This is a genomic window from Jeotgalicoccus meleagridis (assembly GCF_903994045.1).
In the GTDB taxonomy this organism is placed as follows: Bacteria; Bacillota; Bacilli; order Staphylococcales; family Salinicoccaceae; genus Jeotgalicoccus; species Jeotgalicoccus meleagridis.
In genome coordinates, this window is the sequence record NZ_CAJEWD010000008.1 from 48,604 (window position 1) to 69,584 (window position 20,981).

Consider the following 20,981-nt stretch of genomic DNA (forward strand, 5'->3'; position numbering starts at 1 on the left):
AGGAGCGGATTAATATGACCCGAATTTTTGAAGGTATTGGTGTGGCCATGACCACCCCATTTACAAATAACCAAATTGACCTTGACGCATTTAAAAATCACCTTGAGTTTTTAATAGAAAATAATGTCCAAAGTTTAATTATCAACGGTACAACTGGTGAGTCACCAACCTTATCTGAAGATGAAATCAAAACACTTTTAACCACTGCGATTGAGACTGTTAATGGTCGTGTACCAGTCATTGCAGGTACGGGAACTAACTCAACTCATCAATCCATTGCCCTATCACAATTTGCTGAAGAAGCTGGGGCTGATGCTGTTATGCTCATTACACCTTATTACAACAAGTCCAATCAAAAAGGTTTAGTGGCTCACTTTACAGCAATTGCAGATAGTATCAAACTTCCAATTGTCTTATACAATGTGCCATCACGTACTAATCTTTCAATTGAGCCTGAAACTATTTTAGAACTAAGTCAACATCCTAATATTGTGGCTTTAAAAGATGCGGTTGGCGACTTAAACTACACGATAAAAGTCTTAAATCTAGTGGATGACAACTTTACCTTATATTCTGGTAATGATGATAACTTCACTGATTTTACTGCCCTTGGTGGTAAAGGATTAATCTCAGTTGTCGGTAATGTCATTCCTAAAGAATTACAAGAAGTTTATGAATTACAATCTTCAGGTCATTCAACGACTGCACGTGAACGCTTTAGTGATTTGATGCCAGTCATCAATGCGGTCCAAGTCGATGTTAACCCGATTCCTGTCAAAGCGATTACTGCTTCACTTGGCTTTGGGAACTATGAACTCAGACTGCCCCTACTCGCTTTAGATGAAGATGTGAGACAAAGTATTGTCACAGTTTATGAAAACTTTAAAGCTGGTGTCAGAGTATGAGGATTCTCTTAATTGGCTATGGGACTATGAATCAGATTGTCGCAAGATTAGCAGAAGATGCGGGTCATGAAGTTATCGGAGTCATCTCTTCTTCAACAGACGCTTATCCAGTCTATCAACATATAGATGATGCTAAAGCGGATGTTGCGATCGATTTCTCTAATCCAGAACGATTGATTCCCTTAATTTCTGAAGACTTTAAAACACCAATAGTTGTGGCGACAACTGGTAAAAAAGAAGAAATTGTTGAGCTGTTAAAAGCACGTAGTCAAACAGCACCTGTTTTCTTCTCTAGCAATATGAGCTACGGGGTTCATGTTTTAAACAAGCTCTTAAAAAATGCCCTAGAACAGTTACAAGATTACGATCTTGAACTGATTGAACGCCACCACAACAAAAAGGTAGACGCTCCAAGTGGGACACTAGTTAAACTCTTAGATACTGCCTTAGAAGAAAGAACGGACAGTTATCCAGTCTATGATCGCTCTAAGCTGAGCCATGCTAGAAAGCCTGAAGAGATTGGTGTTTCTGCTATTAGAGGTGGTACCATTGTTGGAGAGCACGATGCAATTTTCGCAGGCCACGATGAAGTGATAGAATTAAAACATATCGCTCAATCAAAAGATATTTTCGCCAATGGTGCTATTAAGGCAGCAGAGGCACTCATTAAAAAAGAAAACGGATATTACGATTATAATAACTTACTTTAAAGGAGAACTTTACACATGGAGAAATTTACAGCAGAAGAACTTATTAATTACATTTCAGAGGCAGAAAAAGAAACACCCTTAAAAATATATATCAATGGGGACTTCTCTGAAGTCACATTTGATGAGTCCTTTAAAGTATTTGGGACAAATGATTCTAAAACAGTATTTGCTGATGCAAGAGACTGGCAAGCATTTTATCCTACAATTGAAGATAAAATTACTGATATTGTCGTTGAACAAGATCGTCGTAATTCAGCAATTCCATTAATGGATTTAACAAATACCAATGCACGTATTGAGCCAGGTGCTTTCATTCGTGAACATGCAGTGATTGAAGACGGTGCAGTCGTTATGATGGGTGCGTCTATTAATATCGGTGCCATTGTAGGAGAAGGTACTATGATTGATATGAACGCTGTTCTAGGAGGTCGTGCAACAACTGGTAAAAATGTTCACGTTGGTGCGGGTGCAGTCCTAGCAGGTGTCATTGAACCCCCAAGTGCCTCCCCTGTTGTCATTGAAGACGACGTACTTATCGGTGCCAACGCAGTCATCTTAGAAGGTGTTAGAGTTGGTAAAGGATCTATTGTTGCTGCTGGTGCTATTGTGACAGAAGATGTGCCTGCAGGTTCTGTTGTGGCAGGTACACCAGCTAGAGTCATTAAACAAGCAAGTGAAGTAACAGATTCTAAAAAAGAAATTGTTCAAGCATTAAGAAAGTTGAAATAAGATGACAAGTAATGTAAAAGAAGAACTTGAATTTGTAGTTAAACATAGAAGACATCTTCATCAACACCCTGAACTGAGCATGGAGGAATTCGAGACGACAAATTATATTATTAGTGTCTTAGAATCCCTTGATGTCCCCTACTATCGTGTTCTAGATACTGGCGTTATTGCTGAGTTAAAAGGGTCTTCTGATAAAATTCTCGGTTTCAGAGCGGATATCGATGCGCTACCGATCCAAGAAGAAAATGATGTCTCATATAAGAGTCAAGTGAAAAATGTAATGCATGCGTGTGGCCATGATGGTCACACGACTGCACTTTTATTATTTATTAAGCGTCTCAAGACTTTATCTGAACAAGGACAGTTAAAACATAACTGTGTCTTTATCTTCCAACCGAGTGAAGAAAGTAATGCTGGTGCGAATCTTTTAATTAATGCTTGGGATAATCGACCGGATTTTGATGCGATTTTTGGTATTCATTTAATGCCAGATGAAGCTGAAGGGACTGCGCATTATAAGGATGAAGAATTAACGGCGAGCGCCAATGAGTTTCACTTTTTCGTTGAGGGTACCTCCAGTCATGTTGCTCAAAAACACCAAGGGAAATCAGCACTTGAAGCGATTATAAAAATTGCCTCTGAAGTTGCGACCATTCAACAGTTCCATCTAGATGGACTAAATAGAAATATCGTCCATATGGGTGAAATGTCAGCTGGAGAAGCGATTAATACCGTGCCAAGTTCAGCAGAACTAAGAGGCACCATCCGAACTTATGAGGAAGAAGATCTTGCAATTATTAAGACGACCATGGCTAAAATAAAAGAAACAGCAGAGTTACTGTATGGTGTCACAGTGAGGCTAGAATACAATAGTGGTTACCCTGCAGTGAGAAACAATGGTGAACTTAAAACGCTCGTTGAAACATCTTTAAAAGATGCGGGACTTGAAGCTCATGAAAAAGATAAACCTTATCTCTTCGGTGAAGATTTTTCTTTCTACTCTACTATTGCACCAACTTATTTTGTCTTTATGGGGTCTAGAAATATTGACCAAGGATTTTTAACCGGCCTACACACAAATACTTTTAACTTTGATGAGAAAGTCTTGATTAAGGTCGCCGATTACTATCAAGCAATTTTAAATAACTACTAGAAGTCAGGAGTGTCAAATATGGGTGGTGTTTTTCAAGTGGATCAAGCTGAATTTATAGAGCAAGCGCGTCAATTTCAGCTTGAAGGTCAAACGATTGCTGTTGTAAAAAATAATGCTTATAACTACGGCTTAGACTTTGCTGTTAAAGCCTTTGCAATTTCAGGCATTGATTACTTTGCAACGACTTCAATAGAAGATGCAATTTATATTAGAAAAATTTGTGGGGAAAAAGTTAGTATTTTCCTACTCAATCCGACGACAGATTTTAAAAGAGTAAAAAAATATAAGCTTGAGATCACCCTCCCCTCTCTTGACTATTATCAGACCTATAAGAATGACTTAGTAGGTCTGGCTATACATATTGAATTTGAAGGCTTGTTTAAACGTTCTGGTTTAGCACATATAGATCAGCTCGCTGCAATTTTGAGAGATGCAAAAGATTCTGGAAGTACTCTAAATATAAAAGGATTATGGACGCATTTTGGCTATGCTGATGAATTTAACGGTATCTATGAAAAGGAAAGACAACTGTGGTTAGACTTTGTTGAAGGTGTTTTTGACTTAGGACTTAAACCCTCTGTCATTCACGCTCAAAATAGTGCTTCTTTTGTCCGTGATGGCATATTTAAATCTCATAGTCATGTGAGGTTAGGAATTGGTCTTTATGGGTCTAAACCATTTAAAAACTTAGACGATAAAGATTTCATTCAAGCTTCATCTGTCACCGCACCAATCATTCAAATCAAACACTTAGATAAAGGTATGTCCCTTGGCTATAGTGGAGCCTTTACAGCTGAAGAGGACTGTAAAATCGCCATTGTTGATATTGGTTATGGTGATGGGATTTTAAGAGAAAGAATTAAGCATGGCTGTCAAATTGGTGGTCGAACTTATAAGATTGTTGCTTTGATGATGAGTCACATGGCGGTTTTAATCGATGATCATGTAGAAGCTCATATGCCTGTTTATCTCTATGGTAAGAATCAAAGAATTGATCACTTCACCGCCCTTGGTGTCGGTGCAAACTCAGAACAACTTGGTGCTTTAAATTACAACTCGATGAGGAGAGACATTGTTTATGACGACTGAATATAATGAATTTGGGCAACTCACAATTAGAGGACATGAGGTTCAAAGTCTTGTTAAAGACTACGGGACACCGCTTATTATATACGATGAAGACCATCTAGTGTCCATGATGGATAAATATCATAGTGTCTTTAAGCACCATCAAGTGCCCTATTCTATTTCCTATGCTTCAAAAGCATTTTCTAGTATCCAAATGATTAAGCTTTTAAAAAGTCGAAATATGGAATTAGATGTCGTTTCCATCGGGGAGCTTTACACCGCTTTACAGGCAGGCTTTCCAGCACAAGATATTCATTTTCATGGTAATAACAAGACCCCTTATGAAATTGACTATGCTTTAAAAAATGGTGTTAGATTTTTTATCATCGATGCGCTAGATGAAATTTCTTTAATTGATGGCTTAGCTGAAGATTTAGAGGAAGATGATGCTGTCAATGTGTTAATCCGCATTAATCCTAGTGTAGAAGTCAATACACATGAATACATATCAACCGGTCAAGAAGATAGTAAGTTTGGCCTGTCTTTATCAAATGGAGCTGCTAAAAAAGCAATTGACTTAATTAAAAGAAGTCAACATTTAAATTTTAAGGGCATTCACTATCATTTAGGGTCACAACTCGCTGACAGTCAGCCGTTTATCAATGCGATTAGCAACGTCTTCGCTTGGCTCGATCAAGAAAATATTGATATCGACATCTTAAATATGGGTGGCGGCTACGGAGTTAAATATACTGAAGACGATGTGCGTTTTCCAATTGAGACAGGTTTTGATGATATACTTAACCACTTAAAGAAAGTTTTAAAACAATCGAATCGGAACATGCCACACCTTATGATAGAACCTGGTCGTTCGATTACTGCTGAAGCTGCCATTACGGTCTATGAAGTCGGCACCATTAAAGATATTCCGGGTGTTAGTAAATATATCTCAATTGATGGCGGCATGAGCGATCATATTCGTACTCCTTTATACGGTGCTGACTATGAAGTCATTCCTGTGGAATTGAATGAGGATTCGACCAGCCTTCCAAGTCATGTTGTTGGTAAGCTCTGTGAGTCCGGTGACGTGATTGGTAAGAACAAGATGTTACCAGAAGACATAAAACGCGGTGATCTACTGGCCGTTAAAACTACAGGTGCCTATCACTACTCTATGGCTTCGAATTATAATCAAATGCAAAAACCAGCAGTTATCTTTGTAAGTGACAATGGTGTTCGCCAAGTGATTAAAAGACAGAGTCTAGAGCAGTTAATCGAAAATGATATTAGATAAAACATTATAGAGTCATCCCTTTTGGGACGGCTCTATTTTTCTTTAAATACACTTTTTGTTTGATCGATAAATTGTTTAACTAAAGGATGGGTCCAAGACTGTTTTTGAGTCAGTAGAAATGCGTGAAACGTCTTAAAATCAAGATCATGGTCAATGATTTTGAGACTGCCATTTTTAATTTCTTGAACGACAGTGTTGTAAGGTAGAACTGAAAATCCGACATCATCTAACAGCATTTGTTTAATGGCACCAATCGACCAAAGTTCAGTCGTTTTAAGATTTTTATCGAAAGTTTCTTCAAACATGCGTCGGTAGGTAGACTCTTTTTCATTTGTAATGAAGTGATTGTAACCGTCGTTTTTTAAGAGAGTTTCAAAATCATCAGGTGCATGTGCATGACTGACCATAACAATTGGAATCTCTCTTAAATTTTGCACATTAAACAAGCGATCATCAACGGTGTGATTGACAACAAGTGCCAGATCAATCTCGTCCATCAACAATAACTTTTGATTGTCGGTACAGGTATTGTTATAGAGATCAATATTGATATTAGGATGATGATAGATGAAATATCGAACCACATCACCTAGTCCTGAAAGTGTTAAAGATTCCGGCGCCGCCACTCGGATTGTCCCCTCCTCTTGATGTAAGTCACTCAGCAAGTATATAGCGTCGTGCGTCCGTAAAATATTATGAATCATCGGCATTTGTTTTATTTCCATGATAAAAATCTCCACTCTTTGTCTTTTTATTATTCTTACTAATACTTTATTAAAAATATTAATTTAACTTATGATGATGTGCTAGTTAGAATAATTACATAAGGAAGGTGGTTATGTTATGTTGTCATTCTTGATTTATATTACAGTTACTTCAATTACACCAGGACCAAGTAATCTATTTATCATGCTATCCTCTAAAACCTTTGGTATTAAAGGTGCAAGCCGCTTTATTGCTGGTATATTAGCAGGATTTTTATTCTTAGCTTGTCTCTCACTTGTTTTGTTATACACTTTGAATGATCTATTACCTGAAATTCAGTCAGTGTTGAAATATTCGGTTTTGTATACTTACTATATCTTGCCTATAAAACCTTTAAAATGTCAGTTGATGAAGATGAAAGTAAAGCCTATCAATCATTTAAATCAGTCTTTTTGATCCAAATCTTTAATATGAAGTCATTGTTGATTTTCATCACCCTACTTGGTGCCTTCATTATGCAAATCGCAGATGATTTAGTGACGACCATAATCTACATGGCGATTACTGTCATAGTCGGCTGGCTATACTTATTGATATGGGGCTTTGCAGGTAGTTTCTTAAAAGACTTGTTAAATAAATATGACTTACCCTTTAGAATTGTTATGAGTTTGCTTCTTGTTTATTCAGCGATTAGTATATTTTTATAAATTTTGGTGAATGGGTTGTAAAGTGAGTTAAAAAGTCTATTGGGTTTGTTAGAAATGATTCTGAATAGACAAAATGAGTCGAAAAGTCTATTGGGTGTGTCAGAAATGATGTCGTATAGACAAAATGAGTCGAAAAGTCTATTGGGTGTGTCAGAAATGATGTCGTGTAGACAAAATGAGTCGAAAAGTCTATTGGGTGTGTCAGAAATGATGTCGAATAGACAAAACGAGTTGAAAAGTCTATTGGGTGTGTTAAAAATGATGCTGAATAGACAAAACGAGTTGAAAAGTCTATTGGGTGTGTCAGAAATGATGTCGAATGGAAAATAAGCGCTGAAAATTCCATAGGGTCTGTCAGAAATGATGTCGAGTGGAAAAAAGACATTGAGATTTATATCTATTGGAATTTTCTTGGTGATAAGTATCGAGATTTGCGATGACTTATCACCGCCCTCACCTATTTCAGTGATAAACACCTAATCTTATCACGACTTATCACCACCCTCCATCCCCACAAATTAGAAAAAACATCTCCATCCATCCAAAAACAAAAAAACAGGAACCAAGCGAACTTGGTTCCTGTTTTGCTTTACAAATTATTCACATGAATCAATTTATAATTATAGTTTAGCAACGTTTGCAGCTTGTGGACCGCGGTCGCCTTCAACTACTTCGAATTCTACTTCTTGACCTTCTTCAAGTGATTTGTAACCTTCTTGGTTAATTGCTGAGAAGTGTACGAACACGTCGTTTTCTCCTTCAACTTCGATGAATCCAAAACCTTTTTCTGCGTTAAACCATTTTACTGTACCTTGTTTCATTAATAAAATCCTCCAAAAGACGTTAATTATCAATAAGTAGAACTTACTGATATTTCATATTATACAAGAATATCACTTATTTTGCAAACCCATTTCGACAAATATTTTAATTTTCTATACAATTTAAAAATTCATTATTTTTAGTCATCATAGGAGTATAAAATAACTGCATATCGTCACCACAGTCTTCACAGTACTCCAACTCGCAGGCATTAAAGAAAGCAATCAGATGATACTTTCCTTCTTGGTAACTCGTGTATTTTTCTTTCATTTCAAGTACTATTTTTTGATAAAGCTTAATGAGGTCTGCTTGATTTTTTGCAGGGAAGCGTTCGACGATGTCATCTTGCCAACCTTCGAACAGCCACCAGCCTTCATAATCAGCTTTAACTATTACTACTTCATACATAGAAAGTCTCCTAACAGATTGCCTATACTAGCCATAATTATAAACGCGTATAATTAGCATTATCAAGTATTAAGTTTTATAATTGTAATACGTAGCTACATCTATATTAAGGGGTTTTAAGCAATGAAAAATAATTTTTCTCATTTTCTTGCTTCTTTGATTGCTGTACCAGTCGGTTTAATCTTCTGGGTACTATCTTCAAATATCTTTGATATTCATCTATTTCTAGATGTTTTAGTGGGCATTGGTGGATTCGGAGCTTCTTATCTCCCCACTCAACAAATATTCCATAAAAAACACTTGGACAAATATAAGTTGACGAATAGCGAATACAAGTACATTAAAGAGCAATTAAATCAAGCAGATGAGCAGATTAAACGTCTACGTTCATCTTATATGAATATTAGAACGATTAAAGATGCTAAAATGATTTATGAAATCAATCGAATTATAAAAACAATTATCTCTTCAGTGGAAGAGGAACCTAGAAAGTTTTATAGAGGTCAACAGTTCTTTCACTCTAACTTAGAATCTGCAGTCAATACGATTGAAAAGTATTTATATCTTTACAAGATGCCTGGAAAGTCAAAACAAGAACGCATGCAACTTCATGAAACGAGATTATCGCTGTTAGAATTAAAACGTACCTTACAGTCAAATCTGTCACACATGAATGCTTCTAGTTATGATGATCTAGATGTCGAAAGAGAACTGATTAAACGTAATGCAGATAGAAGTAAAAAGAGACAAGCTCTACTGACTAATAAACTAGATAAAGAAAAGATTAATCTTAAAAAAGATCAAGCAAAAGAATATGTCTACCGAGGTGATAAGAATGGAGAATAAGGAATTGAAAAACGAGCTGTTGAAGGATCCATTTAAATCTATAGATGATAATGATGATGAACTCGTCCTACAGCCACAAAAAGAGACAAGTCAAAATAGTAATAGTTCATCGGTTTTAACTACCTACCAAGATCAATTTTCCGAAGATGATTTAAAGACAATACAGGATATTAAAAATAAGATTGAGCCACTTGATAATGATGCTTTAATCACTTATGGTGCGAATGCTCAACAAGCAATGTCTAAGTTTTCACACCAAATGTTGAGTGAAGTTCAATCTAAAGATGTGGGTCCGATTGGTTACACACTTCAGGAGTTAATGAAAAAGCTTAAAGAAATTGATCCTGATGAATTAACGAATGAAAAATCCAATATATTTAAACGTATGTTTGGTAAGGTGAAACGTTCTGTAAATGAAATGATTTCCAAACACCAAAGTATCGCTTCTCAAGTCGACCGAATTTCTATTCAACTTGAACATGCTAAAGAAGTATTAGTTAAAGATGTCAATATGCTCGATGGCTTATACGAACAAAACAAAGACTACTTTGATGCAATCAATATTTACATTGCAGCAGCTGAGCTTAAAAAAGAGGAATTAGAAAAAGAAGAGTTGCCTCGCTTAAGAGAAAAAGCTGACCGTTCGGCTAATCAAATGGATGTTCAAGATGTTAACGATATGATGCAGTACATTAATCGACTTGAAAAACGTGTCCATGATTTAAAACTATCTAGACAAATTACACTACAGTCTGCACCACAAATCAGAATGATTCAAAACATTAACCAGACCTTAGCTGAAAAAATTCAAAGCTCTATTCTAACGAGTATTCCTTTATGGAAGAACCAAATGGCGATTGCACTTACCCTACTTCGTCAAGAATCAGCTTCTAAAGCTCAACAAGAAGTATCAAATACAACCAATGATTTACTGACTAAGAACAGTGAAATGCTCAAACAAAATTCACTTAGAACAGCGGCTGAAAATGAAAGAGGCATTGTCGATATAGAAACTCTGAAGACGACACAAGAAAACCTAGTATCGACAATCGAAGAAACGCTTAAAATCCAAGCGGAAGGATCAGCAAAACGTAAATCTGCTGAATCTGAATTAGTAACAATGGAAAAAGAATTAAAAGATCGTTTACTTCAGTTAAAAGATGAATATCGATATTGATAAAAAAGCTCCAGAACTTAAAAGTTTCTGGAGCTTTTTCTTATGAGTATTCAATTTTTGGTTTGTTCATTGAGATGAGGTAACCCACAATGTAACCGACAATTAAGAATGGAATCCATTCAAAACTAAAGCTAAATAGTGGTAAAGCTTCTAACCAATCCATTGTCAACCAACCGTTTCTGTGTATTACTGTAATAATTGACAGTATAGTCACTAAGAACACTGGTAGTTGTAATGATAATTTAGGTGAAGGAACAAAGTATGTCAGTATCAATAAGACCACTGTCGTCATAGCGATTGGGTAAATAATTGATAAGACAGGTACACTTGTTGCAATTACTTGGTCAAGTCCTTGGTTTGCAAGTCCAAATGAAATTAGAGTAAAGACTGTTACCCATAATCCATAAGGAACTTTTGGTAGTAAGCTATTAAAGTATTCTGATACTGATACGATTAAACCTGTACCTGTTGTTATACAAGCAAGGAAGACAATGATACCAAGTAAAATTGGTCCAAAGCCACCAAAGACATCATCAGCCATAAATGTCAGTAAGAAAGTACCAAGGTTTTGGTCATCGACCGCCATACCACCTAGGTCTACTCTGTTTGCTAACCAACCTAAAGAAATGTAGATTACAGCAAGTAATACTGCTGCAAGTAAAGCTGATTTAATCGTCCCGATAAGTAAGTCTTTTCTGTTTGTGATACCTAGCTGTCTGATTGAGTTTAATACTAAAACTGAGAAAGCAATGGCAGCAATGGCATCCATTGTTAAGTACCCTTCAGTAAAGCCAATTGAGAAGGCTGAAGTATCAACAAAACTATCTCCAGTTGGGTTAATCGGATTGTTAAAGTAAGCTACTGCAGCTAAGACAATCAACAGTAAGATACCGATTAATAGTAAAGGTGTTAACACTTGACCAATACTATTTACTAAAGTACCTGGTTTAATACTAAGTAAAAAGACAATAATGAAATATACTAGTGAAAATATAAGTAACCATACGCCTGTGTTTTCACTTAAGAATGGAACAACTGACATTTCATATGCAGTTGTTGCTGTTCTTGGAATTGCAAAGAAAGGTCCAATTGTTAAGTAAATAACAACTAGAAATCCAACTGCAAAAGCTGGATGGATATTTTTAAGTGATTCTTTATATCCTGCCTTTGAAATTGATCCAACAATTACCCCTAGAAGTGGTAAACCTACGCCTGTTAAGACAAAGGCAATCATAGCTGTCCAAAAATATTCTCCACTAGAAAAACCTAGTGCGGGTGGAAAAATTAAGTTACCTGCTCCAAAGAACATGGCAAACAGCATAAATCCAACCATTATAACTTGCTTTATGCTCATAAACATCCCTCATCTAAAATTAGTATGCAATAAGTCTACACTAGAATATGAAAAAAATCTAGAAGTATTTTAAATTATCTGAAATTAATGTTAAGAAAAGTAAGTTTTGTAATAACCAGCAACTTTTCCAGAGTTATCTATCACAAAGTAATATTCTTCTGTTTCGTTAACAAGTGTATATTCCTTACCAACTGTTAACATGTCAGACACTTTGAATTTTTCAGCATCTGTGTGTTTTACAATCACAGTACCTAGATTTTTGTTTTCCCATTCTTTTTGTATCATTTTATTTCCTCCTAAAAAATGAAAAGGTATCCCAAGGATACCCTTTCTAATCAGTTTAATATTTAATTCAATTAACCTTCTAACAATAAGTCTTCAGGGTTTTCAATGAGTTCTTTAACAGTTTTCAAGAATCCAACTGACTCTGCCCCATCGATAATTCTGTGGTCATAACTTAAAGCAATATACATCATTGGGCGAATTTCAATATCGTCCCCTATTGCGACTGGACGTTTTTGAATCGTGTGCATACCAAGGATAGCTGCTTGAGTACCATTGATGATTGGTGTCGACATTAAGGAACCAAATACCCCACCATTCGTAATTGTAAATGATCCACCTGACATTTCGTCGAGTGACAGCTTTTTATCTCTTGCTTTTCCTGCAAGTTCAGCGATATCATTTTCAATTTCTGCAAATGTTTTTCTATCTGTGTTACGAACAACTGGTACAACTAGACCTTCATCAGTTGATACGGCGATAGACACATCAAAGAATTCTTTGTAGATTAAGTCAGTGCCATCAATTTCAGCGTTGACAGCTGGGTATTTACGTAAAGCAGCAGTAACGGCTTTAGTGAAGAAGGACATAAATCCTAACTTAGTTCCGTCATTACGCTCCATAAATGATTCTTTTTTACGCTTTCTTAATTCCATGACATTCGTCATATCAATTTCATTGAAAGTCGTTAACATTGCTGTATTTTGAGATACATCAAGTAAACGTTTAGCTATCGTTTGTCTACGACGTGACATTTTTTCGCGTCTAACTGGTTTTTCAGGTGTCGTATTTTCTTTTGTAGCTGCCTTAGGCGTCTCTTTTGGTGTTTCTTCTTTAGCAGGTGCTGTACTGTGTTTGTTCACGTCTTGACTGCGTACTAAACCACGTGGATCTGCAGCATTGATATCTTTAATATCTATGCCTTTTTCACGAGCAAGCTTTCTAGCAGATGGTGTCGCGACAACAACAGATGCATCTTCGTCAGCTGATTCACTTGCTACTGACTCTGATTTACTTTCTTCTTTGTTGTCTTCTGTTTTTTCTTCTTTAGCAGAATCAGCTGCAGGTGCACCACTACCTTCACCGACAATTGCTATCACTTGGCCGACTTCAACTGTGTCGCCTTCTTCTGCTTTAAGTTCAGAAATTACCCCAGCTTCTTCACTAACAATTTCTACGTTAACTTTGTCAGTTTCAAGTTCTAAGACATTTTCTCCCTTTTCAACAGAGTCTCCAACTTGTTTAAACCAAGTTGAAATTGTACCTTCTGTAATAGATTCAGCTAATTCTGGGACTATAATTTCAGCCATTTATAAAATACCTCCTATTATTTTAGAGCATTTTCTATGATGCTATTTTGAATAAGTTTGTAAGATCCACCATTACCTTCTGAAGTTGAAGCACTTGGTTTTCTACCAACATAGTTCAGTGTTGCCTTACTTGGAACGATATCTAATAAGTAAGGAAGTGCAAAGTGGTAAGCACCTTGGTTTTGTGGCTCTTCTTGAACGAAGCGCACTTCTTTAAGATTAGTTAAACCATCGAGAATTTCTTTAATTGCTTGTCCTGGGAAAGGATACAATTGTTCTAAGCGAATGATGAGTAATTCATCATTGCTCTCTTCTTTTTTAGCTTCTGCTTCTAAGAGATCTACAGCCATCTTACCGCTCGCAAGAACGACAGTTTTAACTTTTGTCTTCTTGTATTCAGGAACGATAATTTCATGGAATTGTCCATTTACAAACTCAGATATTGGTTGACTTGCTGTAGTGTTTCTAAGCAAGCTCTTCGGTGACATTACTACAAGTGGACGCATTTTCTCTGTGTTTAAATACTTCGCTTGTCGACGTAACAAGTGGAAGTAGTTCGCACTACTAGATAAATTAACCACTGTCATATTGTTTTCTGCACACAGTTGTAAATATCTTTCTAGGCGTGCAGATGAGTGCTCTGGTCCTTGACCTTCTTGAGCGTGTGGTAAGAGTAAAGTTAGACCAGTACGTTCACCCCATTTAGAGTGTGCAGATGAGACGAACACATCAAAGATTGCTTGTGCCATGTTAGCAAAATCTCCGTATTGTGCTTCCCAAATCGTTAGCGTTTCATTGCTCTCAACATTATAACCATACTCATAAGCAACAACAGCCATTTCTGTTAATGGTGAGTTATATATTTCGAATGATGCTTCTGAACCACTCACATTGTGTAATGGTGTATGTGTCTTACCAGTTTCAGGGTCATGAAGTACAGCATGGCGGTGAGCAAATGTTCCACGCTCAGCATCTTCACCTGTTAAGCGAATCGGTGTTCCATCTTGATTAATTGTTGCAAATGCTAAAGCTTCTGCATGTGCCCAATCTACTAAGGCAGTATCATCAGTAAATGGTTTTTCACGACGCGCTAGAACATTGCCTAGTTTTTTCATCGGTGAGAAGCCTTCTGGGTAAGTTAGGAGTTCTTCATTAATTTTTTTAAGACGATCAAGTGAAATATCCTTTTCTTCTTCGTTAGCTTGGCCTTCTAAGATAACTTCTGGAGTTTGGATATCTTTAGTGACAATCGTATCATTTTTATCAATTTGGTCATGAGCGTCTCTTAATTCGTCTTGGATTGCTTGTAAAATCGCATCCTTATCTTCTTTAGTCAGTACACCTTCTTCAATCAACTGGTCGCCGTATAAGTGATCAATTGTTGGATAAGCATGAACTTCATTATATAAAGTTGGGTTTGTTGTCATCGGCTCATCCATTTCGTTGTGGCCGTATCGACGGTAACCAATTAGGTCAATGACTAAATCTTTCTTGAACTTCTGACGGTATTGAATTGCAATATCAATGACACGTAAGACATATTCTGGACGGTCAGCGTTGACGTGGAAGACAGGCATATCAAAGCCTTTAGCAATATCAGAAGCATAGAGGGTAGAACGTGCATCCCACTCTTCTGTAGTAAAGCCAATACGGTTATTTGTGATGATATGCATTGCCCCACCTACTGAGTAACCTTCTAAGTTAGAAAGGTTCATGGATTCAGGGTTCACACCTTGACCTGGGAAGGCAGCATCACCGTGGATAATAACACCAAGTGAATTATCAAGATCGTGACTTGCATAACCTTTTTCATCTCTTTTTTCTTGTTGCGCACGTGTACGTCCTTGTACAACTGGTCCCACAATTTCTAAATGAGATGGGTTATTAGCTAGCGTCACTGTTTGAGTGATTCCTTTATCAGTTCTAGTTTTCACCCCACCTAAGTGATACTTCACATCGCCCATCCAACCATTGGTTAAGACTAAAGAACCATCTTCTGGTAAGAATTTCATCGGGTCAGTCGACATAAATTCACTTAACATCATGGCATATGGTTTTTGAAGCGTGTGTGTTAAGACGTTAAGACGTCCACGGTGAGCCATACCAATCTGTAGATGTGGAATGTTTTCCTCTGCCATTTTCGTTAGTAAATGGTCTAGCATCGGTACGAGTGAATCAACACCTTCAATTGAAAAGCGTTTTGCACCGACGAAGTTTTTGTGTAAATATTTTTCAAAGCCCTCAGTTTTAACGAGCTCTTTAAAGAGATGAAGTTTTTCTTCATCAGTCAGACTGATTTCTCCCGCACCTTCAATTGCATCTTGTAACCAAGCTCTTTCTTCACTGTTATTAATATGAGTGTACTCATAAGATAACGGTGAAGTGTATACTTCTTCTAAATAGTTTGCAGCTTCTAATGCGTTAGAAAATTTGTCTTTAATTGCTTCTGAAACAATACTTGCAGGTAGTGCTTCTAGATCACTCGAAGAAAATCCATAAGCTTCAAAATCAAAGTTTGGTGCATTATCAATTTCTGGTGCATAAACAGGATAAACATCAGCTTTCAAATGGCCGTACTGACGAATATCATTTAACCACTGTAAAATGCCTTTGATCTTGTCTTGTGATGCATTGCTTAAAGTAGTGCTACTAGATGGTGCATCGCCGTCTAGTCCAGTTGTAATGGTATCAAATAGATACTTCATTTCATCTGATACTGAACTTGGGTCTTCCTTGTACATGTCAAAATAGTCGAGAATTAAGCCGAGATTAGTCCCGAATCTCAGTGGCGCATTCTCAAATTCATTTGCTTGCATTGTACTGCCACCTCTTTATATTATTTACTCTTTACAACTAAATTTTACCATTTAATCTAAGCGCTTTAAAGTATCAAGATGTATAAGTGTAAATTTTCCTACTTACTTTAAAGGCTTAGGAAAACTTATATGAACAGTGGTAGATTTTCCTTCTTCACTTGTAATCCACACGGTGCCTTTGTATAGCTCAGCTACCTTTTTAGCAATCGATAATCCGAGCCCATTGCCACCTTGATTGCGACTGCGGGATTTATCCACACGATAAAAACGATTGAATACTTGATCGATTTCATTTTTCGGAATACCAATGCCACTATCAGAAATTTGAATGTGAATATCGCCTCGATCATTCAGCTCTGTTGTGACACTAATATGCTTATTCTTAGTATCAAACTTAATAGCGTTATCTAAGAAGATGATCAACATCTGTTCAAAATGATAGTTATTAATTGGATAAGTTAAGTTACTAGGGTGTAAATGACTATCAAATTGATAGTCTGGATGAACTTTTTTTAAGGATTCTAACTGACTCTTAATTTCATCATTAATATTGATATATTCAGTTTGAATATAGTCACTCGCCTCGTTTTTAGTCAATAAGAGAAGTTCTTCAACTAATTTATTGATACGTTTTAATTCCTGGATGGAAATACCAAGTGATTCATCGAGTACTTCTGGATTATTTCGTCCCCAGCGATTGATTAACTGCAAGTGGCCTTGAATAATTTGCAGTGGCGTTCTTAATTCATGAGAAGCATCTTCTACAAATTGTTTTTGCTGATTATAGGATTCTTCTAAGGCATCCATCATGTTGTTAAAGGATTCAATCATAAAATCAGTTTCGACAATATTTGTTTTTAATTGCAGCCTTTCTGCAAAGCCTTGATTTTCAATTTTCTTCAATTGATTGGTGAATCGCCCAATCGGTTTGACCATTTGGAAAGAAAAGAAATAAGAAATAATCGATGTAAAGGTAATTGATAAAAAGCCAATAATCATAGCGATAAAGATCATCATTCTAATAATGGTATTGTACTCATGTAAAGGATGAACAACCGCAACATAGCCATGCCAGTAATCTGTTTGTATTAACTGAGTGCCGACTAAGTAGTCATTACCTTCAAGGCTCTTTGGTCGGATAATTGGATTATCACTCTGCTCGAAATCTACTTGGAAGTCTAAGATCGAACGCACTGGCCAGCGGTAAACCTCTTCTCCACTTAAAGTGTAAAGTGCCATGAGCTGATTATCGTAAAGATTAGAGTAGATGTCCTTTTCTGAAATTGAGTTAAATGCTTGTTCAGAATAAAGTGTAGACACATCATCTAAACTTCTAGAAATCGAACGATATTCCTGATCTTTTAAGTAAATGCTCGTCGCATAAATTAAGAGTGAACTAAAGATTAAATAAGTAATGGTAATGATCAGAATAGATAATCTTAACCACTGTGATCTTAACGAAGTTTGAGATTTCATTGTCTAATCACGTAGCCGACACCACGGACCGTTTCAATGAGTTTATCCTTGTTAAAGGGTTTTAATTTATTACGTAGATAACGAATGTAAACGTCGACAACATTGGTCTCGACTTCACTATCATAACCCCAGATAACATCTAATATCTGTTCTCTTTTCATGACGATTCCCTTGTTTTTAACGAGTAAGTACAAGAGTTCATGTTCTGTTTTAGTCAGATCAATTGGTGTGCCTTCAATTGACACGGTGTAAGCTGTTGTATCAATCTCAATATCATGAATATTAATCGTGTCATGATTGACTTCAACAGATTGATTTCTACGCATAATGACACGTAATCTTGCTAAGAGTTCTTCTATTTCAAATGGCTTAACAATATAATCATCCGCCCCGTAGTCGAGTCCAACGACCTTATCATAGGTCTCTCCTTTGGCAGTGATGATAATAATCGGGGTGTTTTTTGTCTTACGAAGTTTTCGACATACTTCTAAACCATTTAATTTTGGCAACATCAAGTCTAGGAGAATAGCATCATAGTTGTTATCATAAGCGAGGTTGAATCCTTCTTGGCCATCAGCTGCCACCGTAACTGAATAACCTTCATGACTTAATTCTAATTCGATAAAACGCGCTAAATTTGTTTCATCTTCTACTACTAATATTTCTGGCATTTAACCACCTACTTCTCAATTATATTAGCATGAAACTTAGCTTAAAAAAAATAAAGACATACATAAGTATGTCTTTATTTTTAGCTAACACTCGAGTCCGGTGTTTCCATCATGTAGCTTTGTTGTTTAATGAGTAAATTGGTCTTAATCTCTGGCCATTCATCATCGATGATGGAATAGATAATCAGGTTACGAGGCACACCATGTAAGGCACGTTCTTTTCGAATGACACCTTCCTTGGTAAAACCAATTCGCTCAATCGCTCTATTAGAGCGTTCATTTCTTTCATCAGCACGGACTTGAACCCGCATGAGATTTAATACTTCAAAACAGTACTCTAAAAGTAAGTACTTACTATCTGAATTTATAAAAGTACGCTGGGCTTTGGTACCAAACCAAGATGCACCAATTTCACAGCTTTGACGTTCGTAATCAATATGTTGAATTCTTGTTGAACCAACAACCTCACCAGTAGACTTTAAGACGACAACAAAAGGAATTGACTGCATCTGAGTTCTTAAGTCAATTGCGCTTTGTACCCATTGAAGCATAGTATCCTCGGTAGTTGCTTGAAACAGCATGTAGGTCCAAATACTGTCGTGATTGATTCTGTGTAGCTCAGCCGCATGACTTAACTGCATAGGAACGAGTCTAATTCTATCGTTTTCTAGAGTGATGTTTTCATATAAATTTATAACCATATTATCACCTACCGTCTTAATTTATCACAAGCAATCTCATTATAATTGCTAGCCAAATTATAAGCAATAATAATATTGGAAAATAAATTTATCTAGATAACTTATAGCGTTTTAAGGACTTATGGAGTATAGCACTTGTTCCAAAGACAACTGCTAAGCCAATGACTGCCCCTGCTATGACGTCAGTTGGATAATGCACACCGAGATAGACTCTTGATGATGAAATCAAGAGGATAAATGATGCACAGACTGTTAATAGAATCGCTTTATTATTTAGATTGGTATGGTTAATTACAGTGGCTAAAGAGCCAAAGAAAATAGATGACCCTACAGCATGACCACTTGGGAAGCTAAAGCCTGAGATTTCAATAAGTCTTAAGAAACTTGGACGTTCGCGGTCAAAAGAATGTTTTAAGACAGGAATTAAAATTGTAGATGTCAGCATGGATAGAATCATAAATAAAGCATGTACTTTAAGTTTATAAAGCATGAGTATAGAGATAACGATCAATGACATGACAATCATTGATAAAACTTCTCCAAGCTGGGTTAAACCTAGCATGAGTGCTGTAGTGATAAAGCTCTCAGAGGCATAGATAATTTCGTATACTTCACGGTCAATAAAGCGCCCCACTCTCGACTCATGAAAGACGGCGATGACGCCAAATATTAAAGTGAAGACTATAAATAAGGATATCTTTTTTTGTCGATTCACTTACTGGCCTCCTCGATGAGTTTTCTAGCAAATTCCTTAGGTTCAAAAGCATTTTTAAATTGAGACATCTTGTAAGTAATATCACTGTAGTTGTCTTCAATCTTACTAAGCTGACTTCTTAAAGTATTAATATCTAGTTCCTCTTCTTTAATTACTTCAGCATAACCTTCCTTTTTAAAATGCTCAGCATTTTGAATCTGGTCTCCACGACTTTGGTCAAGGCCGAGTGGAATTAAGATCATTGGCTTTTTAACTAAGAGAAGTTCAAAGATTGCATTAGAACCAGAACGTGATATGACTATATCAGAAATTGCTAAGAGATGTTTTAAATCTTCATTTACATAGTCAAACTGGATGTAATCAGGATTGGAAATATCTTTGTTAATATTGTCCTTACCTGTTAAGTGAATCACTTGATAGTGTTCAGTCAGTGTATCTATATGCTCCCAAATAAATTCATTAATTTTTTTAGAACCTAAAGAGCCACCCATAATCATGAGCACTTGTTTTTTAGCTGAAAAAAGTGTCAGTTTAAAACCTTCTTCTGTCTGACCTTGAAGTAAATCTGTACGTAAGACAGGCCCTAAATAAGACACTTTTGCATCAGTAAAACTACTGGTCGTTTCTTCAAAAGTACAAAATACTTTATTTGCAAACTTACTCGCAATTCTATTTGCTAGTCCTGGTGTCAAATCCGACTCATGTATGTAGACAGGTACATCTCTCGCAGCAGCTGCCAGTACGACAGGTACTGATACAAAGCCACCTTTTGAAAACACTAAGAGCGGTGCTTCTTTTTTCAAGATCTTTTTGGCATCAAGTACACCTTTAACTACTTTGAAAATATCCTTAAAGTTTTCAAGCGATATATATCTACGTAATTTACCACTTGAGATGGAATGATACGGAATTTGAGTTTCTTCCATAATATCTTTTTCTATACCATTCTTTGAGCCGATGTAGTGTGGCTGATATCCCATATTGCTTAGTTCAGGGATTAACATTTTATTTAACATAACGTGACCGACTGTACCACCGCCGGTAAGCATAATTTTATTATTCTCGGAATCCATAAAATCCTCCATCATCGTACTTATTACTATTACTTTAAACCAATTGTAAGCTGTCCACA

21 protein-coding genes are annotated in these 20,981 nt (G+C 36.4%); 9 read left to right on the top strand and 12 right to left on the bottom strand.

The features are described 5' to 3' along the window. The first annotated feature begins 14 nt into the window (after window positions 1–14). From dapA to lysA, 6 genes are read left to right on the top strand one after another with little or no spacing between them, the layout of a single operon-like run. Window positions 15–905 carry a 4-hydroxy-tetrahydrodipicolinate synthase gene (dapA, locus tag JEOSCH030_RS05845; protein WP_185125695.1) on the top strand — a complete coding sequence of 297 codons (891 nt, stop codon included), beginning with the start codon at window positions 15–17 and terminating at the stop codon, window positions 903–905. Further along, window positions 902–1,615, top strand: a complete 714-nt coding sequence (gene dapB / locus JEOSCH030_RS05850) for a 4-hydroxy-tetrahydrodipicolinate reductase (RefSeq protein ID WP_185125696.1) — start codon at window positions 902–904, stop codon at window positions 1,613–1,615. Before dapA ends, dapB begins: the two co-directional genes overlap by 4 nt. Before the next feature lie 15 nt (window positions 1,616–1,630). Then, window positions 1,631–2,344, top strand: a complete 714-nt coding sequence (gene dapD, locus JEOSCH030_RS05855) for a 2,3,4,5-tetrahydropyridine-2,6-dicarboxylate N-acetyltransferase (protein WP_185125697.1) — start codon at window positions 1,631–1,633, stop codon at window positions 2,342–2,344. Window position 2,345: 1 nt separating this feature from the next. After that, window positions 2,346–3,497, top strand: coding sequence for a M20 metallopeptidase family protein (locus JEOSCH030_RS05860; RefSeq protein ID WP_185125698.1), 1,152 nt, complete (start codon window positions 2,346–2,348; stop codon window positions 3,495–3,497). A gap of 18 nt (window positions 3,498–3,515) precedes the next feature. Beyond that, complete coding sequence (locus JEOSCH030_RS05865; RefSeq protein WP_185125699.1) at window positions 3,516–4,586, top strand: alanine racemase; 1,071 nt, start codon at window positions 3,516–3,518, stop codon at window positions 4,584–4,586. After that, entirely contained in the window at window positions 4,576–5,859 is a 1,284-nt protein-coding gene (lysA, locus tag JEOSCH030_RS05870) for a diaminopimelate decarboxylase (protein ID WP_185125700.1), read from the top strand. Before JEOSCH030_RS05865 ends, lysA begins: the two co-directional genes overlap by 11 nt. Window positions 5,860–5,891: 32 nt before the next feature. Here lysA and JEOSCH030_RS05875 read toward each other — a convergent pair whose 3' ends face one another. After that, window positions 5,892–6,584 carry a LysR family transcriptional regulator substrate-binding protein gene (locus JEOSCH030_RS05875; RefSeq protein WP_185125701.1) on the bottom strand — a complete coding sequence of 231 codons (693 nt, stop codon included), beginning with the start codon at window positions 6,582–6,584 and terminating at the stop codon, window positions 5,892–5,894. Between the two features lie 378 nt (window positions 6,585–6,962). On the opposite strand from JEOSCH030_RS05875, the gene JEOSCH030_RS10855 reads away from it, so the two are divergent. Then, window positions 6,963–7,271, top strand: a complete 309-nt coding sequence (locus tag JEOSCH030_RS10855) for a LysE family translocator (protein ID WP_235962232.1) — start codon at window positions 6,963–6,965, stop codon at window positions 7,269–7,271. Between the two features lie 620 nt (window positions 7,272–7,891). Here JEOSCH030_RS10855 and cspA read toward each other — a convergent pair. Further along, window positions 7,892–8,092: a cold shock protein CspA gene (cspA, locus tag JEOSCH030_RS05885; protein WP_026866280.1), complete on the bottom strand. Its 201-nt coding sequence runs from the start codon at window positions 8,090–8,092 to the stop codon at window positions 7,892–7,894. Between the two features lie 106 nt (window positions 8,093–8,198). After that, window positions 8,199–8,501, bottom strand: a complete 303-nt coding sequence (locus JEOSCH030_RS05890) for a DUF1033 family protein (protein ID WP_185125702.1) — start codon at window positions 8,499–8,501, stop codon at window positions 8,199–8,201. Between the two features lie 123 nt (window positions 8,502–8,624). Between JEOSCH030_RS05890 and JEOSCH030_RS05895 the strand changes: the two genes are divergently transcribed. Both JEOSCH030_RS05895 and JEOSCH030_RS05900 read left to right on the top strand, forming a co-directional pair. After that, complete coding sequence (locus JEOSCH030_RS05895) at window positions 8,625–9,347, top strand: 5-bromo-4-chloroindolyl phosphate hydrolysis family protein (RefSeq protein WP_185125703.1); 723 nt, start codon at window positions 8,625–8,627, stop codon at window positions 9,345–9,347. Continuing rightward, complete coding sequence (locus JEOSCH030_RS05900; RefSeq protein WP_185125704.1) at window positions 9,337–10,524, top strand: toxic anion resistance protein; 1,188 nt, start codon at window positions 9,337–9,339, stop codon at window positions 10,522–10,524. Before JEOSCH030_RS05895 ends, JEOSCH030_RS05900 begins: the two co-directional genes overlap by 11 nt. Window positions 10,525–10,564: 40 nt before the next feature. Here the strand turns inward: JEOSCH030_RS05900 and brnQ are convergent, their stop codons facing one another. The 9 genes from brnQ to JEOSCH030_RS05945 all read right to left on the bottom strand — a co-directional run bounded on the left by brnQ (window position 10,565) and on the right by JEOSCH030_RS05945 (window position 20,922). After that, window positions 10,565–11,878, bottom strand: coding sequence for a branched-chain amino acid transport system II carrier protein (gene brnQ, locus JEOSCH030_RS05905; RefSeq protein WP_185125705.1), 1,314 nt, complete (start codon window positions 11,876–11,878; stop codon window positions 10,565–10,567). A 90-nt stretch (window positions 11,879–11,968) separates the two neighbouring features. Further along, window positions 11,969–12,163 carry a DUF6501 family protein gene (locus JEOSCH030_RS05910; RefSeq protein WP_185125706.1) on the bottom strand — a complete coding sequence of 65 codons (195 nt, stop codon included), beginning with the start codon at window positions 12,161–12,163 and terminating at the stop codon, window positions 11,969–11,971. 71 nt (window positions 12,164–12,234) lie between these two features. After that, the gene (odhB, locus tag JEOSCH030_RS05915; protein WP_185125707.1) at window positions 12,235–13,470 is read right to left on the bottom strand and encodes a 2-oxoglutarate dehydrogenase complex dihydrolipoyllysine-residue succinyltransferase; all 1,236 of its coding nucleotides are present in this window, start codon (window positions 13,468–13,470) and stop codon (window positions 12,235–12,237) included. A 17-nt stretch (window positions 13,471–13,487) separates the two neighbouring features. Then, window positions 13,488–16,286, bottom strand: a complete 2,799-nt coding sequence (locus JEOSCH030_RS05920) for a 2-oxoglutarate dehydrogenase E1 component (protein ID WP_185125708.1) — start codon at window positions 16,284–16,286, stop codon at window positions 13,488–13,490. Window positions 16,287–16,388: 102 nt separating this feature from the next. Beyond that, the gene (locus tag JEOSCH030_RS05925) at window positions 16,389–17,762 is read right to left on the bottom strand and encodes a HAMP domain-containing sensor histidine kinase (RefSeq protein ID WP_185125709.1); all 1,374 of its coding nucleotides are present in this window, start codon (window positions 17,760–17,762) and stop codon (window positions 16,389–16,391) included. Beyond that, window positions 17,759–18,433, bottom strand: coding sequence for a response regulator transcription factor (locus JEOSCH030_RS05930; protein WP_185125710.1), 675 nt, complete (start codon window positions 18,431–18,433; stop codon window positions 17,759–17,761). The genes JEOSCH030_RS05925 and JEOSCH030_RS05930 overlap by 4 nt, the downstream gene beginning before the upstream one ends. An 80-nt stretch (window positions 18,434–18,513) precedes the next feature. After that, window positions 18,514–19,134 carry a GNAT family N-acetyltransferase gene (locus JEOSCH030_RS05935; protein WP_185125711.1) on the bottom strand — a complete coding sequence of 207 codons (621 nt, stop codon included), beginning with the start codon at window positions 19,132–19,134 and terminating at the stop codon, window positions 18,514–18,516. A gap of 88 nt (window positions 19,135–19,222) precedes the next feature. Further along, window positions 19,223–19,849, bottom strand: a complete 627-nt coding sequence (locus tag JEOSCH030_RS05940) for a phosphatase PAP2 family protein (protein ID WP_185125712.1) — start codon at window positions 19,847–19,849, stop codon at window positions 19,223–19,225. Continuing rightward, window positions 19,846–20,922: an undecaprenyldiphospho-muramoylpentapeptide beta-N-acetylglucosaminyltransferase gene (locus JEOSCH030_RS05945; RefSeq protein ID WP_185125713.1), complete on the bottom strand. Its 1,077-nt coding sequence runs from the start codon at window positions 20,920–20,922 to the stop codon at window positions 19,846–19,848. The genes JEOSCH030_RS05940 and JEOSCH030_RS05945 overlap by 4 nt, the downstream gene beginning before the upstream one ends. Window positions 20,923–20,981: the final 59 nt, after the last annotated feature.

Excerpts from the sequence above, each read along its gene's own strand:
- JEOSCH030_RS05875 (WP_185125701.1), bottom strand. The coding sequence starts at position 6,584 with ATGGAAATAAAACAAATGCCGATGATTCATAATATTTTACGGACGCAC.
- JEOSCH030_RS05895 (WP_185125703.1), top strand. The coding sequence starts at position 8,625 with ATGAAAAATAATTTTTCTCATTTTCTTGCTTCTTTGATTGCTGTACCA.
- JEOSCH030_RS05925 (WP_185125709.1), bottom strand. The coding sequence starts at position 17,762 with ATGAAATCTCAAACTTCGTTAAGATCACAGTGGTTAAGATTATCTATT.
- JEOSCH030_RS05920 (WP_185125708.1), bottom strand. The coding sequence starts at position 16,286 with ATGCAAGCAAATGAATTTGAGAATGCGCCACTGAGATTCGGGACTAAT.
- JEOSCH030_RS05910 (WP_185125706.1), bottom strand. The coding sequence starts at position 12,163 with ATGATACAAAAAGAATGGGAAAACAAAAATCTAGGTACTGTGATTGTA.
- dapA (WP_185125695.1), top strand. The coding sequence starts at position 15 with ATGACCCGAATTTTTGAAGGTATTGGTGTGGCCATGACCACCCCATTT.
- JEOSCH030_RS05860 (WP_185125698.1), top strand. The coding sequence starts at position 2,346 with ATGACAAGTAATGTAAAAGAAGAACTTGAATTTGTAGTTAAACATAGA.
- JEOSCH030_RS05935 (WP_185125711.1), bottom strand. The coding sequence starts at position 19,134 with ATGGTTATAAATTTATATGAAAACATCACTCTAGAAAACGATAGAATT.
- lysA (WP_185125700.1), top strand. The coding sequence starts at position 4,576 with ATGACGACTGAATATAATGAATTTGGGCAACTCACAATTAGAGGACAT.
- JEOSCH030_RS10855 (WP_235962232.1), top strand. The coding sequence starts at position 6,963 with ATGTCAGTTGATGAAGATGAAAGTAAAGCCTATCAATCATTTAAATCA.
- cspA (WP_026866280.1), bottom strand. The coding sequence starts at position 8,092 with ATGAAACAAGGTACAGTAAAATGGTTTAACGCAGAAAAAGGTTTTGGA.
- dapB (WP_185125696.1), top strand. The coding sequence starts at position 902 with ATGAGGATTCTCTTAATTGGCTATGGGACTATGAATCAGATTGTCGCA.
- JEOSCH030_RS05945 (WP_185125713.1), bottom strand. The coding sequence starts at position 20,922 with ATGGATTCCGAGAATAATAAAATTATGCTTACCGGCGGTGGTACAGTC.
- JEOSCH030_RS05890 (WP_185125702.1), bottom strand. The coding sequence starts at position 8,501 with ATGTATGAAGTAGTAATAGTTAAAGCTGATTATGAAGGCTGGTGGCTG.
- JEOSCH030_RS05865 (WP_185125699.1), top strand. The coding sequence starts at position 3,516 with ATGGGTGGTGTTTTTCAAGTGGATCAAGCTGAATTTATAGAGCAAGCG.
- JEOSCH030_RS05930 (WP_185125710.1), bottom strand. The coding sequence starts at position 18,433 with ATGCCAGAAATATTAGTAGTAGAAGATGAAACAAATTTAGCGCGTTTT.
- JEOSCH030_RS05900 (WP_185125704.1), top strand. The coding sequence starts at position 9,337 with ATGGAGAATAAGGAATTGAAAAACGAGCTGTTGAAGGATCCATTTAAA.
- brnQ (WP_185125705.1), bottom strand. The coding sequence starts at position 11,878 with ATGAGCATAAAGCAAGTTATAATGGTTGGATTTATGCTGTTTGCCATG.
- dapD (WP_185125697.1), top strand. The coding sequence starts at position 1,631 with ATGGAGAAATTTACAGCAGAAGAACTTATTAATTACATTTCAGAGGCA.
- odhB (WP_185125707.1), bottom strand. The coding sequence starts at position 13,470 with ATGGCTGAAATTATAGTCCCAGAATTAGCTGAATCTATTACAGAAGGT.